Annotated in this window: 11 protein-coding genes; 3 read left to right on the plus strand and 8 right to left on the minus strand. The window is 70.3% G+C overall.

What is annotated here, in order from left to right; translation table 11 throughout:
* Window positions 1–2 precede the first annotated feature (2 nt).
* Both WMF29_RS26585 and WMF29_RS26590 read right to left on the minus strand, forming a co-directional pair.
* Window positions 3–2,438, minus strand: a complete 2,436-nt coding sequence (locus WMF29_RS26585) for a type VI secretion system Vgr family protein (RefSeq protein WP_437322942.1) — start codon at window positions 2,436–2,438, stop codon at window positions 3–5.
* Between the two features lie 308 nt (window positions 2,439–2,746).
* The gene (locus WMF29_RS26590) at window positions 2,747–3,541 is read right to left on the minus strand and encodes an N-formylglutamate amidohydrolase (RefSeq protein WP_437322943.1); all 795 of its coding nucleotides are present in this window, start codon (window positions 3,539–3,541) and stop codon (window positions 2,747–2,749) included.
* A gap of 67 nt (window positions 3,542–3,608) precedes the next feature.
* On the opposite strand from WMF29_RS26590, the gene WMF29_RS26595 reads away from it, so the two are divergent.
* The gene (locus WMF29_RS26595; RefSeq protein WP_437322944.1) at window positions 3,609–4,745 is read left to right on the plus strand and encodes a hypothetical protein; all 1,137 of its coding nucleotides are present in this window, start codon (window positions 3,609–3,611) and stop codon (window positions 4,743–4,745) included.
* Window positions 4,746–4,839: 94 nt separating this feature from the next.
* Here the strand turns inward: WMF29_RS26595 and WMF29_RS26600 are convergent, their stop codons facing one another.
* The 4 genes from WMF29_RS26600 to WMF29_RS26615 form a co-directional block, all read right to left on the minus strand.
* Complete coding sequence (locus tag WMF29_RS26600) at window positions 4,840–5,610, minus strand: YbhB/YbcL family Raf kinase inhibitor-like protein (RefSeq protein ID WP_437331171.1); 771 nt, start codon at window positions 5,608–5,610, stop codon at window positions 4,840–4,842.
* A gap of 428 nt (window positions 5,611–6,038) precedes the next feature.
* Window positions 6,039–6,701 carry a pectate lyase gene (locus WMF29_RS26605; protein WP_373372186.1) on the minus strand — a complete coding sequence of 221 codons (663 nt, stop codon included), beginning with the start codon at window positions 6,699–6,701 and terminating at the stop codon, window positions 6,039–6,041.
* Window positions 6,702–7,577: 876 nt separating this feature from the next.
* On the minus strand, window positions 7,578–9,428 hold the full coding sequence (asnB, locus tag WMF29_RS26610; RefSeq protein ID WP_437322945.1) for an asparagine synthase (glutamine-hydrolyzing): 1,851 nt from the start codon (window positions 9,426–9,428) through the stop codon (window positions 7,578–7,580).
* Between the two features lie 236 nt (window positions 9,429–9,664).
* Window positions 9,665–12,490, minus strand: coding sequence for a DNRLRE domain-containing protein (locus WMF29_RS26615; RefSeq protein WP_437322946.1), 2,826 nt, complete (start codon window positions 12,488–12,490; stop codon window positions 9,665–9,667).
* Window positions 12,491–13,255: 765 nt separating this feature from the next.
* On the opposite strand from WMF29_RS26615, the gene WMF29_RS26620 reads away from it, so the two are divergent.
* The gene (locus tag WMF29_RS26620) at window positions 13,256–15,151 is read left to right on the plus strand and encodes a c-type cytochrome (RefSeq protein ID WP_437322947.1); all 1,896 of its coding nucleotides are present in this window, start codon (window positions 13,256–13,258) and stop codon (window positions 15,149–15,151) included.
* A 457-nt stretch (window positions 15,152–15,608) separates the two neighbouring features.
* Window positions 15,609–16,571 (plus strand): hypothetical protein, encoded by a 963-nt coding sequence (locus WMF29_RS26625; RefSeq protein ID WP_437322948.1) that lies wholly within the window; start codon window positions 15,609–15,611, stop codon window positions 16,569–16,571.
* On the opposite strand, the gene cobT is transcribed toward WMF29_RS26625, so the two are convergent.
* Both cobT and WMF29_RS26635 read right to left on the minus strand, forming a co-directional pair.
* A complete protein-coding gene (gene cobT / locus WMF29_RS26630; RefSeq protein WP_437322949.1) occupies window positions 16,523–18,370 on the minus strand; it encodes a nicotinate-nucleotide--dimethylbenzimidazole phosphoribosyltransferase in 1,848 nt (615 codons plus the stop codon). The two genes, WMF29_RS26625 and cobT, sit on opposite strands and share 49 nt — an antisense overlap.
* Before the next feature lie 184 nt (window positions 18,371–18,554).
* On the minus strand, window positions 18,555–20,198 hold the full coding sequence (locus WMF29_RS26635; RefSeq protein ID WP_437322950.1) for a flavin-containing monooxygenase: 1,644 nt from the start codon (window positions 20,196–20,198) through the stop codon (window positions 18,555–18,557).
* Window positions 20,199–20,232 lie beyond the last annotated feature (34 nt).

Here is a 20,232-nt window from a genome sequence, read left to right on the forward strand (position 1 = left end):
GCTCAGATCTTCGTGAAGGCGCTGTTCCACGCGATGACCCCCGCGAGGGTCAGGGCGATCGCCTGCTGCTTCAGGTAGGTGCCGAACTGATCCATCTTGGCGCCGACGGCCTTCTTATCGAACGCGTAATAGTCGAGCTTGATCAACGACGTCTCGAGCTTGAGCAAGTAGGCCTGCTGGGCGAGCACGGCGTGGTCCGTCTTGATGACGCCGCTCGCCCCCTTGTAGAAGAAGAGCTCGTGCTTGTTCGGCGTGAGGTCGAACGTCAGCCCGAGCACCTCCCACTTCAGGTTGGTGGCCGTGATCTTCGCGTTGGGCGCCTTGATCAGGAAGTTCGTGTCGGACTTCAGGTCGACGTCGCCTCCGAAGTGGCCTTTCCAGGTCGTGGCGACCTCCGTCTTCCAGCTCTTGTAGTCGTCGAAGTTCTCGGCCGTGACCTTGTGCTTCCACGGCCCGGTCACCGTCGACGAGCCCTCCGGCTCGATCGTCTGCTCGAACTTGCCGTGGACGTCGTGCTTCATGCCGCCGCTCGTGATGGTCAGCGTCAGCCCGTCGGTGATCGTCTGCTTCATGCCGCCGGCTTCGACCGTGTCCACGCGGCCCGTCTTGATCGTGGTCGTGCGCGTCGCGTAGTACGTCTCCGTCGCCGCGCCGGTGACCTGGTACGTGTACGTCCCGCCGACGCCCGCCCAGAGGTTGCAGACCACCATGCTGAACTTGTTGCCGCTGACGTTCTCCCAGGAGTCGCCGCCGATCCATGAGCCGCCGTCGCCCGCGGTGGTCTCCAGGTAGCTGAACGTGACGTCGACGAGGCTGCTGCCGGCGATGGCCGGGTCGGCGTTCTCGGGGGACAGGAACGTGCCGGTCTTCGTGTCGCCGTCGCCCGTGTAGACCGACCCGTGGTTGCCGCTCGGCGTCCCCATGTAGATGCCGGTGCGGTTGTTCGGCGTGTGGAGGAAGATGAACTCCTTGCCCTGCTCGTCCTCGAGCACGAGCTGGTTGCCGCTCCCGGTCCGGATGATGTTCTGGCTGAGGTTGCGCTCCGCGACGACGCTCGGCCGGTGCGCGTTGGGCACGACGCCGGCGATGAAGGGCCGGTCCGGGTCGCCGCCGAGGAAGGCGATCATCACCTCGGTGCCCTTGCGCAGCGGGAAATGGAAGCCCTCCGTCGTCCCGCCGTGGGGCTGCATCATGCGCACCCGCGTCGAGATGCGCGCGTCGGGCAGGCCGCTCGTGTCGAACTCGAAGCGCACGAGGTAGCGGCCGTCGGCGTCGATCTGCGCGTACTGGCTGTCGGCGGGGCCGCAGACGATCGCGTTCTCGAACCCGTAGATGCGCGGCCACGGCGTCGCCTGCGGCGCGCGGAACTGCGCGTCGGCCGGGATCGCGAGCAGCTTGATCGCGTAGATGTCCTTGCCCGAGAGCCCCGTCAGCCGCGCGATCTCGGGCGTGATCCCGGCGATCGACGCGCTGTGCTGCACCTCGAGCGCGAGCCACTGGTCGACGATGTCGGCGGGCTGGTCGTCCAGCGAGAACCGGTACCCGGCCCGCGGCCCGAGCGCGTCGCCGCTCCCGCGCAGGGTCACCTCGCGGCAGCCGATCGACTGCGCGCGCACCTGCGCGAGGCGCTCGGCGTCGCTCTGCACGAAGACGCGGAAGCCGTACTCGCGGATCGCGCCCACCCCGTTCGCGGTGATGCTGCTCTCGCCCTTCACCGACGCGGACGGGTTCGCGTAGTTGTAGTCGGCGATGGTGACCGTCTTCGGCAGCCACTGCACGTTCTGCTCGATCTGGTGCAGGCCCGGCGGCGCGGTCACGTCGTCGCCGAAGAGCGGGACGTAGCGCACCACCCCGCCGCCCGGGAAATCGTCGTGCAGCCCGCGGTCGTCGACGATGACGAGCACCTCGCCGGGCCCGTCCTCCGGGTGCTCGAAGAAGTAGTAGAGGCCCTCGCGCTCGAGCCACCGGTGAAAGAACGCCAGGTGCGTCTCGCGGTACTGCGCGACGAACTCCTCGACCGGGTAGTCGCCGTCGTTGATCGAGAAGCGGAAGTCGCTGCCCGCGAGCCCGCCGTTCTGGAGCGTCGCCGAGAGGAACTCCTTGACGGGCTGGTTCGTGAAGACGTGGCTGCGCCAGAAATGGCGCAGGAACCAGAGCTTCGGCACGAGGAGCGCCTGGTACAGCGCCCGATCCGCGTTCTGGTGCAAGAGGCGGACGCTCGCGATGACGCCGTGCACGACGAGCGGGTCCTTCCCGTCGCCGCGGCTCGCGCGCACCGTCGCCCGCTCGCCCACCGCCTTGCGCACGTCGGTGCTCGTCGGGACGGAGAAGAAGAGCTCGAACTCGTACGGCTGCGAGACGTGCTCGGTGCCGCGGAAGCCGATGAAAGCGACGCTGGCGAGCGCCGAGCACGAGAGCGAGAAACCATCTGGGCGCATGGAGAGCCTCCCCATCCCTGGCCTGGTGTTGAGGGCGGAATCTCGGTGCATCGCGTCGCGGTGTCAACGTCCGGATGCGCCGCGAGCGTGCTGTGGAACAGCGGATCCGGTGGTGGGACGAGCGCGCACCTGTGCGACGTTCGCCGAGCAGCGCGGGCTTCGATCGCACGCGCCTGCCGAGCTCGTTGCGCTCGTGCGCCGCGCCCTCACCGCGCGCGCTCCGCGTCCTTGTACGCCCTGCGCGCGCACCGTGTGCGCCCTGCGCGCGTACGGTATGCGCTCTGCAGCCGTACCGTGTGCGTGCCGCGTTATCGCGCTGCTGCACTCGTGAGCGCGGCGATGACGCTGCGGGTGAAGCCCCGGAGGCGCGCGACATCGTCGGGGCGGAGGGCGAGGGTGCGCGCGTCGCAGTAGAGCCTGCGGGCGATCTCGATCTGGAGCCCGTGGACCCCTTCGTCGCGGCGCGCGTGCCGCTCGAGCGCGTGGCCGCCGGGGAACGGATCCTCGAGCGCGAGCGAGAGGCCGTGCGCGCGCGCGACCTCGGCGACCGCGTCGCGCGCCCAGCTCGCCGCCGTCTCGCCGCGCCGGGTCCCGAGCACGACGTCGGCCGCGCCCGGGAACATCACGTCGGGGTACGTGTGCCCGGAGACGAGGATCGCGACGCCGTGGCGCGCGCGCGCGTCGGCGAGGCGCGCGGCGACCTCCGCGTGGTACGGCTCGAACACGTCGCGGACGCGGCGCTCGACCTCCGCGCGGGGTGGTGGGCTCTCGAGCCACTGCTCGCCGCTCGCGGAGCGCCGCCGCACCTCCCGCAGCCCGTACGGGAGCTTGTCCTCGTAGGGCGTGGGCACGCGCGGGGCCGTGTTGAGATCGATGACGAAGCGGCTCGCCGTCGCGACGACGAGCGCGGCCCCCTCGAGCGTGACGTCGCCGAAGAGCGCGTCCGCCGCGACGTCCGCGTCGGCCGCGAGGGCGCGCTCCGGCACGCGCGTGAAGCGCGCCGCGAGCTCGCCCACGGCGAGGCTCGCGTGCGGGACCTCGACGACGATCGGCCCCGGCGTTTCGGGCTCGTGAACGCGGAAAGGAGACGGCGGCACGGGCATCGTTCCTCCGGAAGGTGGCGCCGGTTTTTTCGCACGGACGCGCCGGTTTGCGCTCTCATGGCGGGCCATGGAACCCCGGATCTGGCTGCTCGTGAGCCGATATCACCTCGACGCCGGGCTGTCGTCGCTCCTGGTGGACGGCGTCGCGACGGCCGGCTTGCTCGCCCTCGCGGCGCTCGCGCTCCGGCGCTCGCGCCGGCAGCGCCGCGCCGCCGCGCAGGCCGAGGCCTCGTTCAGGCCCGGCGCCGCGCTCGCGCCCGGCGAGGCCGTCGTCATGGGCACCGTCGAGCGGGAGCAAGGCGCGGACGTGGCGGTGCGCGTCGAGGTCGAGCAAGAGGGGTCCGAGTCCGAGACCTCCGGGGTCTGGACCCACCAGTGGGCCGAGACCGGCCGCAAGGTGCGTGTCCACCCCTTCTATCTCCGCCACGCGTCCGGCGCGCGCATCCGGGTCGCGCCGGGCGAGGACGTGCAGCTCGTCGACGCGCTCGACGGCATGATCCGGGTCGATCTCACCCGGCGCGTCCGCGTGGCCGAGCTCATGCCAGGCGAGAGGGTCTTCGCGATCGGCGAGCTACGGCGCGCGCCCGATCCCGAGGCGCAAGCCCAGGGGTACCGCGAGCAGGCGCAGGGATACCTGCTCGTGCCCCCGCGCGGGGGGCGCATGCTCCTCTCGTCCGAGCCGCTCGGCGAGCGGTTCGCGCGCAGGTCGGCGTTCCACCGGCGGTGGGCCGTCGCCGCGGCCGTCGCGTCGCTCGCGTTCAACATGGCGTTCACGGCCTTCCACGCGCGCCGCTGGCTGGGGGAGACGGTGGACGCCCGCGTGACGCAGCTCCGAGAGAGCGACGACGGCGACCACACCCGCTTCGAGGTCACGATGCGGGGCGAAGGCGGCGCCGCCTTCTCCGACGAGGTGTCCCAGGGCGCGTTCGCCCGGCTCCGCGAGGGCGAGACGGTGAAGGCGCGCCACGTCCCCTCGTGGAGCGCAGCCAGCGCGATCGGCCCCGACGTGACGGCCCACTCCGTGGCGTACGCCGCCTTGCCGCTGCTCGGCGTCATCGCGCTCGCGTATCTCATTCGCGCGCACGCCACACGGCCCTGGTACGAGAAGAAGCTGATCGACACGGAGAACGGCAGGCTGGCAGAGAGCCTGTCTTCGGCGCAACAGGCCACCAGGCGCCCGGAGCGCAACCGCAGCAATCCGTGAACGAAGGAGCGAGCGATATCGCGCGGCGAGCGTGGGTACCTCGCGCCGTCCTGCGGCCGCAAGGCCCCCGCGGGCGTCGACGCCCGCTACCGATTCATCGCGTCGAGGCGGCGTTGGACGTGCCGGTGAGCTTCGCGCTGTCCAGGTGCTTCGCCTCGAGCTTGGTCTCCGCGTCCTTCACTGCAGCCGTGCCGGTGCCCGTGATCGTGATCGAGTCCTCGGCGAGCGCGTAGATCGTGAACTCGTAGGTGTCGGTCTTCGTGCCGGTGGTGCTGCCGAAATTGGGGCAGGGCCCGAGGTAGTTCGAGTTCTGCTTGGCGCCGAGCTGCGCCGCGTCCGCCTGCTTGAACCCCTCGGGCAGCGAGGTGGTGGTGGCAGGAATGTTGTACAGGACCCAGTGATAGCCGTTGGCCTGCGACGGTGTCCCGTGCGCCAGGGTGACATCGATGAAGGTGATGGCGTAGCTCTTCGTGCCCGCAGGCCCTGGGGTCCAGTGGAGCTCCGGCATGACGCTGTTCTGGAAGCCGGCGGTCTGGCAGGTGTACTTGTCGGCGAACTTGGCGCCTTCCGCGTGATTGGTGCTCGCGAGCGCGAACTCCTCGGAGGGCGCGCTGCCGCCGTCTCCCGTCGAGCCGCCCTCTCCGCTCCCGCCCTGTCCCGCCGAGCCGCCCTCTCCGCTGCCCCCGGCCCCCGACGTCGTGGTGGTCGCGGGCTCGCCTCCGCTCGAGCTCGAGCTGCTGGCGCTGCTGCTGCTGCTGCTGTCGCCGCTGCTGGCGCTCTGGGAGGTGGTGCTCGTCGTCGTGCCCCCGCCGTTCCCGGACTCATCGGGATCGCTGCTGGAGCAGTTCAGGATGGCGAATGGCATGGCCACGAAGGCCAGGTATCGAGCGCTACGTGTGAGCCTATCCGTAATGGTACGCATTGGCGCATGATGCCACGTCGCCGTTCCTACCGCGATGGCAGTCGCTTCCCCTCGTGACAAAGATCCGCAATATTGCGGTACATTTCCGGAGTGGTGAGCGATGGAGGCAATCGCTAACAGAATGTGAACGTTCTCATGACGACGCACCGCTCCGAGCGGCTCGCCACTCCGCCGGAGCGATGGATCCGGAGCGGAGTCTCCTTGACCCTTGACACCGCGCCAGGGCGCTCAGGCGCGCCCGCGAGGACGCGCCTGCCCTGGTGATGCGGCGAGAGCTCGGCCGGCCATCGCTCGTCCATCTGGAGCACGCCGCGGATCGTCCCCTCGCCGTGGCGCGACGTCTGGCCAAGGACAGCCAGACGTCTGCCGGGTCAGTATTGCGTGTTGTTGGACGTCGTGATCTTCGAGGAGCTCACGCCCATGAAGAGCTCCTTGCCGATGCCGCTGTAGCGGGTGTTCGTCATCGTCACGCTGCTGCTGCTGCTGTCCGTCCTGAAGATGGACTCCTTCATCTTCGAGATGTCGCACCGGTCGATGAAGACATCGACCTTGAAGTCGGTCCCGCCGTTCTGCCGGATGAACTTGCCGGCGTTCTGCGCCGTGAAATTCGACACCTTGAACGTGCTGGCCGCGTTGATCTGGAACACCTTGTCGTCGCCGTTCTTCGCGGAGCCGCCGTTCAGCACCACGGTGCCGGACTTCTTGACCGTCAGGGCGTCTTCGCCGATGTCCTCCCAGACGATGTTCTCGAGCGTGACGTTGCCGTACGTGTGGATGCCGTCGGCCGCCGGCGCGCCGAGGACCACGTTCTTCAGCTTCGCGCCGTCCTCGAGCTTGAACACCGGCTTCTGGTCCTCGGCCTGGCTGCCGTCCCCGAGCGTGTTCTTGTCGGCGATGTACCGCTTGCCGCCGCCGTCGAACGTCTCGCCCGCCTTCACGACGATCGTCGAGCTGACGACGCCGCCGCTCCCCGCCGTCGTGGTGCCGCCAGAGCTGCTGCCGCCCGAGCTCCCGCCAGAGTCGCCGCCGCCCACCGGCACGAGCTCGATGTAGTCGACCTTCAGGTCGTACCCGGACGACGAGGAGCTCTTGCCCTTGCACGTGAGCGCGAACTCGACGTTGCCAGAGAGCGATTTCTCCCCGAGCGTCGCGGTCGTCCAGCTGTCGCCGGTGGAGGAGCCATACGCGTCGAAGGACTTCACCGACGATCCCTTCACGGCGAGCTCGTATTTGCCGTACACGTTCCGCTTGGCGTAACGAAGGACGATCTTGTACGTGCCAGACGCGACCGACGCGGAGAACTTGAAGGTATCGCCGCTCTGGTTGGCGCGGAGCTTCACGTTGTCCGCGTTGTCTTCGATCTTGTCGCCCGACGAGATGGACCAGTTCTGGTTCTCGGCCTCGATCCTGACGGCGCTGAGCGCGTCGCTCGCCGAGTCCACGTCCACATCCAGGTCGGCGCCGTCTGCCGCGAGGCAGCCGACGATACCGAACGACAACAGGGCACCGAAAGCATAGGTCAATCTCAAGCTCATGAGTTTATCCCTCAATCGTTAACGTTGCGCGCGACCGACGACCCCCACCCTTCACTCCCTCTCGGCACCCCTCCCCCTCGGGTCGTCATGTCCTCGCCATGTCTTCGTGATGTCTTGTCATGACGTGAGAGCAATGCCCGGGCCATAGCGCGCCATCGACAGCGGCCGCCGTTCAGGGCACCATGATTGCACTTTTCCGCTGAAGGACAGGGTTTCACCCGCCTCGGCGAACAGGCACGCTCGCCGCTGTCATGGACCGCCGTCAACGACGTCAACCGGCGGTTGACACATGAGCCCGCCGGCGGCTCGGCGGCGCGATCCTGCCCTCCGGGCACGGCCGCTGTCGCGCTCGCCGCCGGCGCCAGCCGCGGCGGCTCAGAGCGCGAGGTTGATCCGATAACGCGTCAGCCAGTCGTCGAGCAGGAGCACCTGATGCATGCTCGACCGGAGGATCTCATCGACCGCTCCTCCCGACTCCGAGGCGACGGCGCGGGCGCGGGCCATGTCGAGGAGCGGCAGCACCGGCGCGTCCTTCCGGGCGAGGAGCTCAGCGAGCTGGCCTCGGAGCCGCTCCGAATAGGCCGGATCCTGCGTCGACGGATACGGACTCTTGCGCCGGTCGAGCACCGAGCGCGGCAGGAGATCCTCGGACGCGGCGCGCAGCAGGCTCTTCTCGCGCCCATCGAAGGTCTTCATCGACCAGGGTGCGTTGAAGACGTACTCCACGAGCCGGTGGTCGCAGAACGGGACCCGGACCTCCAGGCCGGTCGCCATGCTCATGCGATCCTTGCGGTCGAGCAGGATCGGCAGGAACCGCGTCAGGTGCAGATAACTTATCTCCCGCATGCGCCGCTCCGCTCCGTCCTCGCCAGGCAAGCGCGGGACCTCGGCGAGGGCTTCCCGGTAGCGCGCGGCGACGTGGCCCGGAAGGTCGATCTGCGCGAGGAGCGCGGGGGCGAGCAGCTGAGTGGCGGCGCCCACGCCCCGGATCTTCCTGCGCATGGCGATCCAGGGGAACGTCTCCGCCGCCACCGTCTCCGGGTCGTGGAACCAGAGGTATCCGCCGAAGACCTCGTCGGCCGACTCGCCGGACAGCGCCACCGTGGAGCGCTCCCGGATGGCGCGGAAGAGGAGGTACAGCGAAGCATCCATGTCGCCGAACGCGATCGGGACATCCCGGGCGCGGAGCACCGCGGCGCGGACCCCGGGGTCGGCCAGCTGCGCTGCGGAGAGCACGATCCCCGCGTGGTCCGACCCGACGTGCCGCGCGACCTCGGCGACGTACGGCGTGTCCTGCGTGCTGCGCAGCGCGTCCGGCGTGAAGTGCTCGGCGTGCCCCGCGAACTCGACCGAGAAGGAGCGCACGGGCCCGGCGCCCTCCGCCCTGAGCGCCCTCTGCGCGAGGGCGGTGACGGCGCTCGAGTCGAGCCCTCCGGACAGGAGCGAGCAAAGGGGCACATCGGAGATGAGCTGTCGCGCCACGGTGTCCTCGAGCAGCTCGCGGACCGCGCGGATCGTGGCCTGCAGGTCGTCCTCGTGCGGCCTGGACTCGAGCGCCCAGTAGCGGCGCTCGGAGATCCCATCCCTCCGCACGTGCACGACATGGCCTGGGCGGACCTCTCGCATGTCGCGGAACACGGAGGCCCCCGGTGTCTTGACGAAGGCGAGGAGCTCGCGCAGGCCGCCCACGTCCACGACCGGCGACGCGAGCGGGTTCGCGAGGATGGCCTTGGGCTCCGAGCCGAAGAGCACCGCCGAGCCGATCTGCTGGTAGAACAGCGGCTTGATGCCCAGCCGATCCCGGACGAGCAGGAGCTCCTCCGCGCGGACGTCCCAGAGGGCGAAGGCGAACATTCCGTTCAGCCGCCGGGGGAAGCCCGCGCCCCACTCGAGATACGCATGGAGCACGACCTCGGTGTCGCTGTGGGTCTTGAAGCGGTGGCCCCGGGCCTCGAGCTCGCCGCGCAGCTCGCGGAAATTGTAGACCTCGCCCGTGTAGATGAGCACGGCCACCGGCGCGCCGCCCTCGTCGGCGATCATCGGCTGGCGGCCCCCCTCGAGATCGATGATGGCGAGGCGGCGGTGCCCGAGGCCCGCGCGCGGAGCGAGCCATATTCCTTCGTCGTCCGGGCCGCGGAGCTTCATCGTCGCCGTCATCGTCTGCAGGACATCGCGCTCCAGCGTCAGATCGCGCTCGTAGTCCACCCATCCAGCAATGCCGCACATGGACGCTCCCCTCCCTCTCAGCGCCGCCGCGCGCCAGCGGCGGGCCCCGACAGCCCGCCGCGGCGCTCGCGGATCGCTCGCTGTTCGGCGGACGAGCGTAGACAGTGCGGCTGGGCCGCGCAACCAAGCTGGCCAGCGCGGCGCTCAGCGCTCAACAGGGATGGATCGGAGATCCTGGACGCGCAGGGGGCGACGAGGCCGGCCGGCGCTGCCCGCCGGGGCGTCGCCCTGCGCGCTCACTCTGCGTAGCAGACCTCGAGGCGCGGGCGGCGCGACGCCGTTGTGTCTTCGCTGGCCCGCCACTGCGTCGACCCCGCCGCGTCCTCTTCCATCACGAACCCGTAATTCGGGAGGACGCCGCTCACCCAGTCCTGCACCAGGTCGGTGAGGTCGGCGGTCCGATCGCCTGTGCCGTTGATGGTGACGATCGACGCGAAGCTGAGCTGCTCCCAGCTCTGGTTGTAGCTGTTCCAGCTCACTGTCGTCTCGCCCCAGGGCGCGAGGGCCTCGTGGAGACGAACGGTGGTGACCGCCGCCTTGTACACCTGATTCATCGTCAAGGTGGCCGAGTAGACCGGCGCGCCCGCGGGGATGAACGAGAGGTCGAACCAGACGAGCGCAGCACGGAAGCCTCCGGTGCCGGCTCCGCCCGTGTAGATCGACGGGTACGACCCCTCCTTGTAGGTCGGCGAGGCCGACCAGAGCGTCGCGTCCCAGACCGTGCCGAAGGTGCCGCGCTGCACGGTCCTGCACACGGGCGTGCCTCCGGAGCCGGCGCCGCCGGCCCCGCCCGACCCGCCCGATCCGCTGCTGCCCACGCTCATCGCGCTGGTCATCATGACGCTGCCCGTGCTCGTGCTGGATGCGCTCGAGCTGCTGCTGCTCGTGCTCGATACGCTCGTGCTGCTGGACGAGCTCGATACGCTCGTGCTGCTGGATGAGCTCGTGCTGGACGAGCTCGAACTGCTGGACGAGCTCGAGCTGCTGCTGCTCCCGCTGCCAGGCGGCGCATAGGTGAGCGTCAGCTCCATGTCGAAGGACAGATCGGTCGAATTGGGGGCCGCTTGCTTGACCATCACGGCGAGGATGTTGCTCCCGACCACGAAAGAGCTCGGGGGGACCGTCACCGTGGTGAGCTCGTCGTCGCGCGACTCCGCGGACGCATAGTCACCGTAGGCCGTGCCGGTCACGCGCTTCGAGGCCACCTGGGTGCCGTTGAGCCAGACGACGACACCGTCGTCGTGGATGAGCTTCATGGTCGCCTGCGCGACCGGCCCGTCGATCGGGATGATCTTCCGGAAGTAGGCCGTGGGATACGACGGCGTGGCCCGGTAGAGGGTCGTGCCCTCCCCGCCGTCGCCGTAGCCGAGCTGCCCCCAGCCGCCCTTCCACGAGGAGTCGTCGTACGTGAGGTTTCGCCAGGCCGTACCCCGGTCGACGCCCAGGTCGTCGTAAACCCAGTAATCGCCGAAGTAGACCGGCGTGCGGGGGAGGCTCTGGATCGTGAACCCGGCGTTGCTCTCGTCGGAGAGCAGCGGGTGCTCGGCGTCGGAGACGCGCACGAGGGCCGTCGTCGTGTCGATGGAGGGAACCACCCAGTTGTAGCGGCCCGTGTTGGCCGCGCTGCTCGTGATCGTGTTCCAGGTCGCGCCGTCGTCGGTCGTGTACTCGATCCGCACGGAGGGGATGTTCCCGACAGTCGCCCAGCGGATCGGGAAGATACCGCCCGGGGACAGGCGCTCCCCGCCGTCGGGCGCCGCAACGTCGATGGCCGTTCCCTTCACCATCGCGAAGCGATCGGTGATCACGCCATCGTAACGAACGTTGGACACCGTGAGCCGGTTGTCCTCGACGTCGAGGAGGCACGAGCCGCTCTGCGCCTCGCTGAAGTACATGAGCGGGTGGCCTCCGGAGCCGCCCACGTACGTGCCGTGGCCGGCGACGACATGGACCGCACCTTCGTGGCTCCCCTTGCCAGGGAGCTTCACGTAGGGGCCGTCGCCGAGCGGCTTGCCGTCGCGCCCGTCGACGATGTGCCCGGCCGCCGTGGTCGGCGTATCGTAGGCGCCGTCCACGAGGAACGAGCGCTCGTAGTTGTGCGAATGGCCCGAGAGCACCAGGTCGACCCCTCCCGCGTCGAGGATGGGCAGGAGGTACTCCCGGTGCTCGATGGTCAGCCAGTCCTCGTCCGAGTCGTGGGTGCCCTTCGTGTACATCGGAAAGTGCATGTACGCGACGATCCAGTCCTGTTCCGTCGCGGCGAGATCGGCGGCGAGCCAGTCCGCCATCGCGCCGGTCGAGTAACGCGAGGAGCCATAGCCGTCGAGCACGACGAAGTGGACGTTCGCATAGTCGTACGAATAGTAAGCCTCCGTACCGGAGGGGACCCCTCCGGCCTCCCCGGCGGCGGGGAGCACGTAGGCGGTGTAATAAGGACCGGTCTGCGTCGCCGAGTCGGAGCTCAGGCCCTCGTGGTTGCCGAACGTCGGCCACACGACCGTGTTGCGAAGGATCGTTGCGTACTGATTGAAGAAGCCGTTGGTGAACTCCTCGGTGGTGCCGAAGTTGTACGCCATGTCCCCCATGTGCAGGAACAGGTTGGGGCGGTACGCGCCGACGACGCTCAGCATCGCGTCTCGCGTGGCCCAGGGCGCTGTGCCGCCGTAGCCGGTGTCGCCGATGATCCACGCCCGGAACTTCTTCGGCGTGGATACGGGCGGCGCCGTCTCGAAGTAGAAGGAGGAGGAGCCGCCGGCCAGCACCGCGCTCGATGTACCGACGCTGTAATAGTAGCGGGTGTTCGGCGTGAGCCCGCCGACGAGCACCTCGTGCTGGGTCGCGATCGCGCCGAGATCCACCGTCTGCGTCAGGTTCGCTGGATCGGTGCCGTAGCGCACGCGGCTGTTCGTGCCCACGTCGGTCGTCCACACCACGTAGACCGAGCTGGGCGTCAACGATTGCAGATAGGGCTGCCTCATCACCGACTGGGCGGCCGCCTGGCCGGCCCACGCCATCGTCACTGCCACCGACGCTGCGGCCAGATGTCCGGGGTTCAATTTCATTGCTTCACCCTCCGTGCTTCCTGATTCATCCCGCCTTGCCTCCGACAAACGCTCGCCATGCGGCGAGCAGGGCGCCTTCCCGGCGCGGTCACGCCAGCGATCGCATCGCGCCTCATACAGCGCGCGATCAGCGCATCGGACGTGAATGCGCTGCTACCATCTTACCGAAAACAGTTTTGAGAGATCATCTTAAATCGGAGAGCCTCGCACCGATGGCAGACCAATCCGGTCTCTGGGCAACGCTGGGGCGCAGCGATTGCCGGGGCGCGCTCAAAGCACAATAAAATTCCACCGACACTGTCAAACGAGCGCGCCGACACTGCCGACACTGAATGCGTGCCCGGCGCCGACGATTGGCCCTCGTCGTCCCAGCGCTCTGTCGCGTCCGCTTGCTCTTGCACGGAGGCTGGACGCCGGGGCCTTCGCCCGTAGCCGCCTCGAGCGACAGCGGCAGGTCAGTCTTGCAAAATCTTTCTGCTCCCTGGCCAGCTGATGCGGCGCCCCTGAGCGCCACGCGGCAGGATCATCATCAGGAGGACCTCAAAGCATTGTCGTCGAGCAACGGGATCGGTGCACGATCGAGGGAAGCTAGCATGAAGCCTTTTTCGATTGTATGAGGGATATGTGTCATCTCGATTTCTGACTCTCAGCGCGGAACCCGAGCGCAAGATCGCGACGGGGGTGTGCGCTGGGTTGCCAACGCGGGCCGTCTCCACCTCGCGAATCCCGCGAATCCCGCGAGCAGCGACGGCCGGGCTCACCGCCATGGCGACGGTCGGCGCGGCCGCCATGGCAGCCGTCCTGCTCCTGGGCGAGCGCCCTGCGCTGGCGGACCCGGGGGAGCCGGCCGAGGTCGAGGCGCGCCGCCTCGTCCATGTGCTCGGCTACGTCGCCATGGATTATGGCGGGTGCGTTGCGAACGGCGCCGTCACCAGCGTCATCGAGTATGACGAGCAGCTGGCGCTGCTCGGCGAGGCGATCCTGGTCGCCACCCGCATCCAGCCGTCCGCGATCGAGGCCGGGGCGGGCGACCTCGCGCAGGGCATCGTCGGCGTGCGCGAGCTCGTCGAGGCGAAGGTCGCTCCAGATCAGGTGGCCATCGCGGCCAGGGGCGCGCGCGACCGGGTCGCGGCCGCGTTCCGGCTGGCGGAAGCGCCGCTCTCGCGGCCAGACGCGGAGCGCGGCGCGGCCCTCTACCAGGAGAACTGCGCCACCTGCCACGGCCCGACGGGATACGCCGATACCCGGCGCGCGGCGACCCTGGTCCCGCACCCGGCGAACTTCCACGACGCGATCATCGCCGAGCAGCTCGCGCCCGTGGGTATCGAGTCCGCGGTTCGATTCGGCGTCAGCGGCACGGCCATGGTGCCGTTCACCTTCCTCTCCGCCCGCGACCGCTGGGACCTCGCCTTCCACGTCGCCGGCCTCCACCACCCGCAGCCCGGCGAGAGCCCGAGGCCGCTCGATCTGCCGGACTACTCCACGGTCGAGCTCGCGGTCCGCTCCGACGCGGACCTGCGCGCCGAGCTCTCCGCGCGCGGGATCCCCGCCGAGCGGCACGCGGCGCTCCTCGCGGAGCTCCGGCGGCGCGTCGCCTATGGCCGCGAGGCCGCGTCACATCCCCTCTCCGCCGCGCGCGCGGCGCTCGACAGGGGGCGCGCCGCGCTGCGCGAGGGCAGGCTCGCCGATGCGCGCGCGGCGCTCAGCACGGCCCAGCTCGACGGCATCGACGCGGCCGAGGCGAGCGTCCGCACCGTGAACGAGGCGCTCGCGAACGATCTCGGCGACGGCGCCTTTGCCCTGCGAGCGGAGCTCTCGGCAGGCGCGACGACGGAGGCGCTCGACGCGGGCATGGCCACGCTCCTGCGCGACGCGACGTACGCCGAGGTGGCGCTCGCGCGGTCCGGGGGCGCGCCAGGTCGGCTCGTGGCCCAGGTCTCGAGCCGCTCGTTGCTGCGCGAGCTCGCCGCTGCCGCGCTCTTCCTGGCCGCGCTCGCCGCCGTCGCTTCGTCGCGGAGCCGGCGTGTCGTCCACGTCGCGTCGGGCGCGGCGCTGCTGCTCGCGCTCGCCGCCTGGGTCGCGGCGGCGCTCGGGCACATGAGCGGCTTCTGGCGAACGCTCACGGCAGGCGCGACGATCGCGCTCGCGCTGGCGCTCGCCGGTGCGGCGGCGCTCGCCTGGCGGCGCGACGCGCGGCAGATGCGCTCGCACGATCCGTCGCGTGACGGCCTGTCGCGAGGCGGCCGAGCGGCCGTGTTCGCGGCCGCGCTGCTGGCCGGCTTCGGCGCGGCGTTCTCGGGGCTCGATGCCGCGCTCGGGGTGACGCTCCCCGTCGCGCCGCCCGCCGTGGCCGGCGTGTCGATCACGCTCGCGCTGCTCGCCGCCGGCGCGGCGCTGGTCACCCGCGCGAGCCGGGCGACCGCGCGCCGCTGGGGGAGCCCTCCAGCCTGGCTCGCCTGTCTGCTGTGCGTCCCGCTCGCCGGCCGCGCCGTGGCCGCCTTCCAGCTCTGCGGGCTGCTGCCGGTCCACCGGCTGCCGCTCCCTCGATTCACCGCGCTCGGCATCTACCCTGCCGTGGAGACATGCCTCGTCCAGGCGGCGCTGCTCGGGCTCGCGCTCGCCGGCGCGGCCCGCCGGCGCCGCGCCGAGGGCGCGTGTTGACGGACGCCGCGCCACGATCGGTAACACCCGGTGATGCCACGCCACGATCGGTAACGCGGTCAGCTCATCGACTTCGCTCTAACGCTCCGCGCCGTGCGTCCGCGCAACTCGGCACCTACGGTATTGCGATGCACGGTCGAGGAAGAGCGCGCCCCCAGCGCCGTGACACGGTTGACGTCACAGGGCTGTCGCCAGGGAGCTCGCCAGAGCTGCCGAGTCGCCAACAGGCGATGGCGGAGGCTTCCTCACGCCGATATATCATGTAGGGAACGGTCGCCGCGCGCTGCCGAGCTGCCTTGATTCGACAGGCTGAGCAGCGCTGGGCCGGCGAGGGGCCGAAAGCCGCTGTCTCGCGCCCGCGCCGCGGCGGCTCGCGTCGCGACCGACGCGCTTCCATTCTGGCACGCAGCGTCCTATCGTGATTGGCCGAAGCTTCTCGGAGATCCCTTCCATGACCATGAACAGCAAGCTGGCTTTTGCGCGGTGGACCAGCGGGTGCCTCATTGCGGTGCTCGGGGTTGGATGTGCCCAGATCTTCGGCTTCGATAAGTTATACGAGGTAGGGAAGGGCGGCGCCGGGGGCGCCGGCGGCGAAGGCGGCGCCGGCGGCACGGACGCGGGAGGCGGGGGCGCTGGCGGTGAAGGCGGCGCCGGCGGCACGGACGCGGGAGGCGGGGGCGCTGGCGGCGAAGGCGGCGCTGGCGGGGAGGCGGGCGGTGGAGGAGCAGGGGGCGGATGCCCAGCGCCGCCGCTGGGCGACCCCACGCTGGAACTGTCGTTGATCGACGACATGGAAGATGACGACCATTTCATCATCGACGTGGAAGATGAAACGAACCCACGGCAAGGGCTCTGGTTCGTGGCGAACGATGGCAAGGGGACGCAAACGCCCGGAGTCGGCGAGCAGTTCGTGATGAGCCTCCTCGAAGCGCCGCGCGGAGACAGCACGTTGGCAGCGCACGTCGTGGCCGACGACCTGTTCGAGAGCTGGGGAGCCCTCTTCGGCTTCCAGCTGAACAGCGCTTCGTCGTCCCAGCTGGGCCTCTACAACGCCTCCGAGTTCAGCGGCGTCACCTTCTTTGCCTACGCCGACAAAGGCTCCTACAACAAGGTGCTCGTGGACGTCGTCGACACGCAGACCTGGCAGGATGGCGGCGTCTGCACCTCTGCTGACGGCGGATGCAGCGATCACTTCACCAAGACCGTCACGCTGACGAATTGCTGGACTCAAATCAAGGTGCCCTTCGCCAGCCTCAAGCAGTCCGGCTGGGGCCAGGCGTTCGAGGCGGTCGACCTGACGAAAGTCTGGGCCGTCCAGTTCCGCTTCGCAGCGAGCCGTCAATTCAGCGTGTGGATCGACGACGTGGCGTTCTACAAGGATCCGGCGCCGGAGGCGGAGACGGAGACCACGACCCCGTGAGCACCGGAGCTGCGCGCGAGCTCGCGACGAGGGTCGAGCCCGCTCAGCGTCGAGACGCAGGCGCCGACGAGGTGCAACCCGAGCACGGCGCCGATCCCCTCGCCCACCCCTAGTCCGAGATCGAAGAGCGGATCGAGCCCGAGCTCGGTGAGCGCGAGGGCCGCCGCGGGCTCGGCCGAGCGGTGCGCCGCGAGGAGCCATGGCCGGAGCGCCGGGGCCATCCTCACGGCGCAGAGGGCCGCGGCGCACGCCGTCAGCCCATCGACGACGACGCCCACCCGCAGCCGCGCGGCCTCGAGCGCGAAGCCGGCCATCGCGGCGATCTCCAGCCCGCCGACCTTCGCCAGCACGTCGAGAGGGTCCGTGGGATCGGGCGCGTGGAGCGCGAGCGCGTCGGCGACGACACAGGCATTGCGCGCGACGGCCTCCGCGTCGAGGCCGGCGCCCGGTCCCGCGAGGCTCGCCGGCGGCGCGCCCGTGAGAGCACACAGGATCGCTGTCGCCGCCGTCGTGTTGCCGATCCCGATGTCGCCGATGCCCGCCAGCGTGACGCCCTCCGCGGCGAGCGCGCGGGCGGTCTCGGCGCCCGCCTCCATCGCGCGAGCCGCCTCGTCGCGCGTCATCGCCGGCTCGCGCCGCAGGTTTCCGGTGCCGCGCCGAACCACCCGCGGCACCAGCGGGACGACCGGCGCACACGGCAACGCCGAGAGATCGCCCGTGAGGCCGACATCCACCGCCACGAGCCGCACGCCGTGGCGCGCCGCCAGCGCCGAGACCGCCGCGCCCCCGGCCATCACGTCCGCGAGCCTCGCCGTCGTCGCCGACGACGGGTGAGCGCTCACGCCCTCGGCGACGACGCCGTGGTCCGCGCAGAACACGGCCAGCCCCGGCGCGGGCAACGGGAGCGGGAGCTCGCCACGCACGCCGGCCCACCACGCCGCGAGCTGCTCGATCCGCCCCAGGCTGCCCGCCGGCAGGCCGAGCGTGGCCTGGTGCGCGCGGGAGGCCTCCATGGCAACGGCGTCGAGCGGTGGGATCGCCGTCGTCCGGAGCGATGAGCGCGGCGCCTCGCCCGCGCGGCCCGCCGCCGGCGTCGCGGCGTCCTCGCGGTCTCGCCAGATGCCATGTTCGTGGACGACCTCATCGAGCGCGCGCCGCTCTCGCCAGCCGCTCTCTTCCAGCATCGGCCGCCGCCGGAAGGCGACCGGGTGGCCCAGGCAGAGGTACGCTACCGGCTCCACGCCCGGCGGGAGGCGCAGCTCGGCGCGGAGGACGGCGGGCTCCACGATGCTGACCCAGCCGACGCCGACGCCCTCGGCGCGCGCGGCGAGCCAGAGGTTCTGCACCGCGCAGCACGCGCTCGCGCGCACCGCCTCCGGCTGGACGATGGTGCCCAGGATCGCCTCCCCCCGAGGCCTCAGGTCGACCGCTACGCACACGTTGAGCGACGCCTCGAGGATCCCCTCGAGACGGTAGGAGAGGTACTGCTCGCGCCGGCCCGCCGGAAAACGGGCAGCCTCCGCCTGACGGCAGCGAAGGAAGCTCTCGCGGATGCGCGCGCGCTGCGCCTCGTCACGCACGACGACGAAGCCCCAGGGCTGGGAGAATCCCACGCTGGGCGCCAGGTGCGCGGCCTCGAGGATGCGCCGCAGGACAGCCCGGTCGAGCGCGCGCCCGGGCTCGAACTGCCGCACGTCGCGCCGCAGGGCGATGACGTCGTAGACCGCCTGCCGCGCGCCCTCATCGAAGGCGACGACGGCCTCCGGGACCAGATACGACGGTTCGTGTGTGGCTGGCACCGCGGTCAGCTACCACGATCGCCAGGCGATGGGCAGCCGACGGCTGCGCGCTGCAGATGGCCCCCTCGCGCGTCTTCCTTCGAGTCAGCGAACGGCGCCGGTGGGGCCGGGCAAGCGGGAGCCGACGTGCTCGGCCTCCGCGCCGATCGCGCCCATCACGAGCGCCCTCCCCGGTTGGACGCGGCTACCCTGCTCTCGACAGGCAGAACCCCTCGTATCCCCGAGCCGCGACCGCCTCGCACCGCTTTCTGTAGGCGCCGACGCCCCCGGCATAGGGCATGAGGACGCGCGGCTTGCCAGGGATGTTCGCCCCGACGTACCAGGAGCTGGCCAGCGGATACAGCGTGCCGTCGGCCACCTCTCTGGCGTGCGCGACCCACCCGTCCTCCGCCTCGGCCGTGGCCTCGATGCGCGCGAAGCCGCGCTCTCGCAGGTAGGCGATGCAGTCCGCGATCCACTCCACGTGCTGCTCGATGGAGACGATCGCGTTGCTGAACACGGACGGGCTCCCAGGGCCGGTGATCGTGAACAGGTTCGGGAAGCCGGCGATGGCGACGCCGAGGTACGTACGCGGGCCGTCGGCCCACCTCGCCTTGAGCGGCTCGCCGCCCCTCCCGCGGAGCTCGATCCGGGTCAAGGCGCCCGTCATGGCATCGAAGCCCGTGGCGAGCACGAGGCTGTCGAGCGCGTACTCGGCGCTGCGCGTCCGGAGCCCCGCCTTCGTGATCTCCTCGATCGGCGACGCCTTGACGTCGACCAGCGTGACGTTCTCCCGATTGAAGGTCTCGTAATAGCCGGTGTCGACGCAGAGCCGCCGGGTCCCCAGCGGATACCCCCTCGGCGAGAGCGCCTCGGCGACGTCCGGGTCGCGGACCGCCGCGCGGATCCTGGATCGGACGAACTCGGCGGCGGTCTCGTTGGCTTCCCGGGACCGCATCACGTCCGAGAACGTGGCGAGGAAGCCGGTGCCGCCCTGCTCCCAGCGAGCCTGGTACGCGCGCTCCCGCTCCTCGGGCGACACCTCCAGCGCCGACCGCGGGTCGACATCCATGATGACCCCGGCGCGCGTCTCGCGGGCCCTCTGCCGGTGCTCCGCGTAGTTCGCCTTCATCCACGACTCATGAGCGGCCTCTAGGGGCGCGTTGCGCGCGGGCACGCTGAAGCACGGCGTCCGCTGGAAAACGAAGAGGCGCGACGCCTGCTCGGCGATGGCGGGGATGACCTGGACGCCGGACGAGCCCGTGCCGATGACGCCGACGCGCTTGCCGGTGAAGTCGACGCCTCCGTGCGGCCAGTGGCTCGTGTGGTATCGCTCGCCCCGGAACGCCTCGAGCCCCTTGAGATCGGGCACCTTCGCGGCGGACAGGCAGCCGGTCGCCATGATCAAGAACCGGGCGGACACGCTGGCGCCGTCGTCGGTCCGGATCACCCACCGATCCGTCGCCTCGTCGAAGGCAGCCGCGGTCACCCGCGTCCGGAGCTGGATGTGCGCGCGGAGCTCGAACCTGTCCGCGACGTGCTCGAGATAACGCAGGATCTCCGGCTGCGTGGCGTATCGCTCGGTCCACGTCCATTCCTGCTGGAGCTCCGGAGAAAACGAATAGGAGTAGTCCATGCTGGCGATGTCGCAGCGCGCGCCGGGGTAGCGGTTCCAGTACCAGGTGCCGCCCACCCCGCCGCCCGCCTCGTAGACGCGGACCGAGAGGCCGAGCCGGCGCAGGCGGTAGAGCATGTACAGGCCCGCGAAGCCGGCGCCGACGACGACGGCGTCGAGCGGGCCGATGGGCGCCGGGTCGCCTCCTGAACGATTCGACTGCATGTCAGACATGATGTTCACCTCCCTCTCCGGACATCGGCGCACG

Source organism: Sorangium sp. So ce381 (assembly GCF_051473845.1).
In the GTDB taxonomy this organism is placed as follows: Bacteria; Myxococcota_A; Polyangia; order Polyangiales; family Polyangiaceae; genus Sorangium; species Sorangium atrum.

Bases quoted from the DNA above. Each gene is read 5' to 3' on its own strand.
- WMF29_RS26625 (WP_437322948.1), top strand. From the start codon at position 15,609: ATGAACAGCAAGCTGGCTTTTGCGCGGTGGACCAGCGGGTGCCTCATT.
- WMF29_RS26595 (WP_437322944.1), top strand. From the start codon at position 3,609: ATGGAACCCCGGATCTGGCTGCTCGTGAGCCGATATCACCTCGACGCC.
- WMF29_RS26620 (WP_437322947.1), top strand. From the start codon at position 13,256: ATGGCGACGGTCGGCGCGGCCGCCATGGCAGCCGTCCTGCTCCTGGGC.
- WMF29_RS26600 (WP_437331171.1), bottom strand. From the start codon at position 5,610: ATGCCATTCGCCATCCTGAACTGCTCCAGCAGCGATCCCGATGAGTCC.
- WMF29_RS26590 (WP_437322943.1), bottom strand. From the start codon at position 3,541: ATGCCCGTGCCGCCGTCTCCTTTCCGCGTTCACGAGCCCGAAACGCCG.
- WMF29_RS26585 (WP_437322942.1), bottom strand. From the start codon at position 2,438: ATGCGCCCAGATGGTTTCTCGCTCTCGTGCTCGGCGCTCGCCAGCGTC.
- WMF29_RS26635 (WP_437322950.1), bottom strand. From the start codon at position 20,198: ATGTCTGACATGCAGTCGAATCGTTCAGGAGGCGACCCGGCGCCCATC.
- WMF29_RS26615 (WP_437322946.1), bottom strand. From the start codon at position 12,490: ATGAAATTGAACCCCGGACATCTGGCCGCAGCGTCGGTGGCAGTGACG.
- asnB (WP_437322945.1), bottom strand. From the start codon at position 9,428: ATGTGCGGCATTGCTGGATGGGTGGACTACGAGCGCGATCTGACGCTG.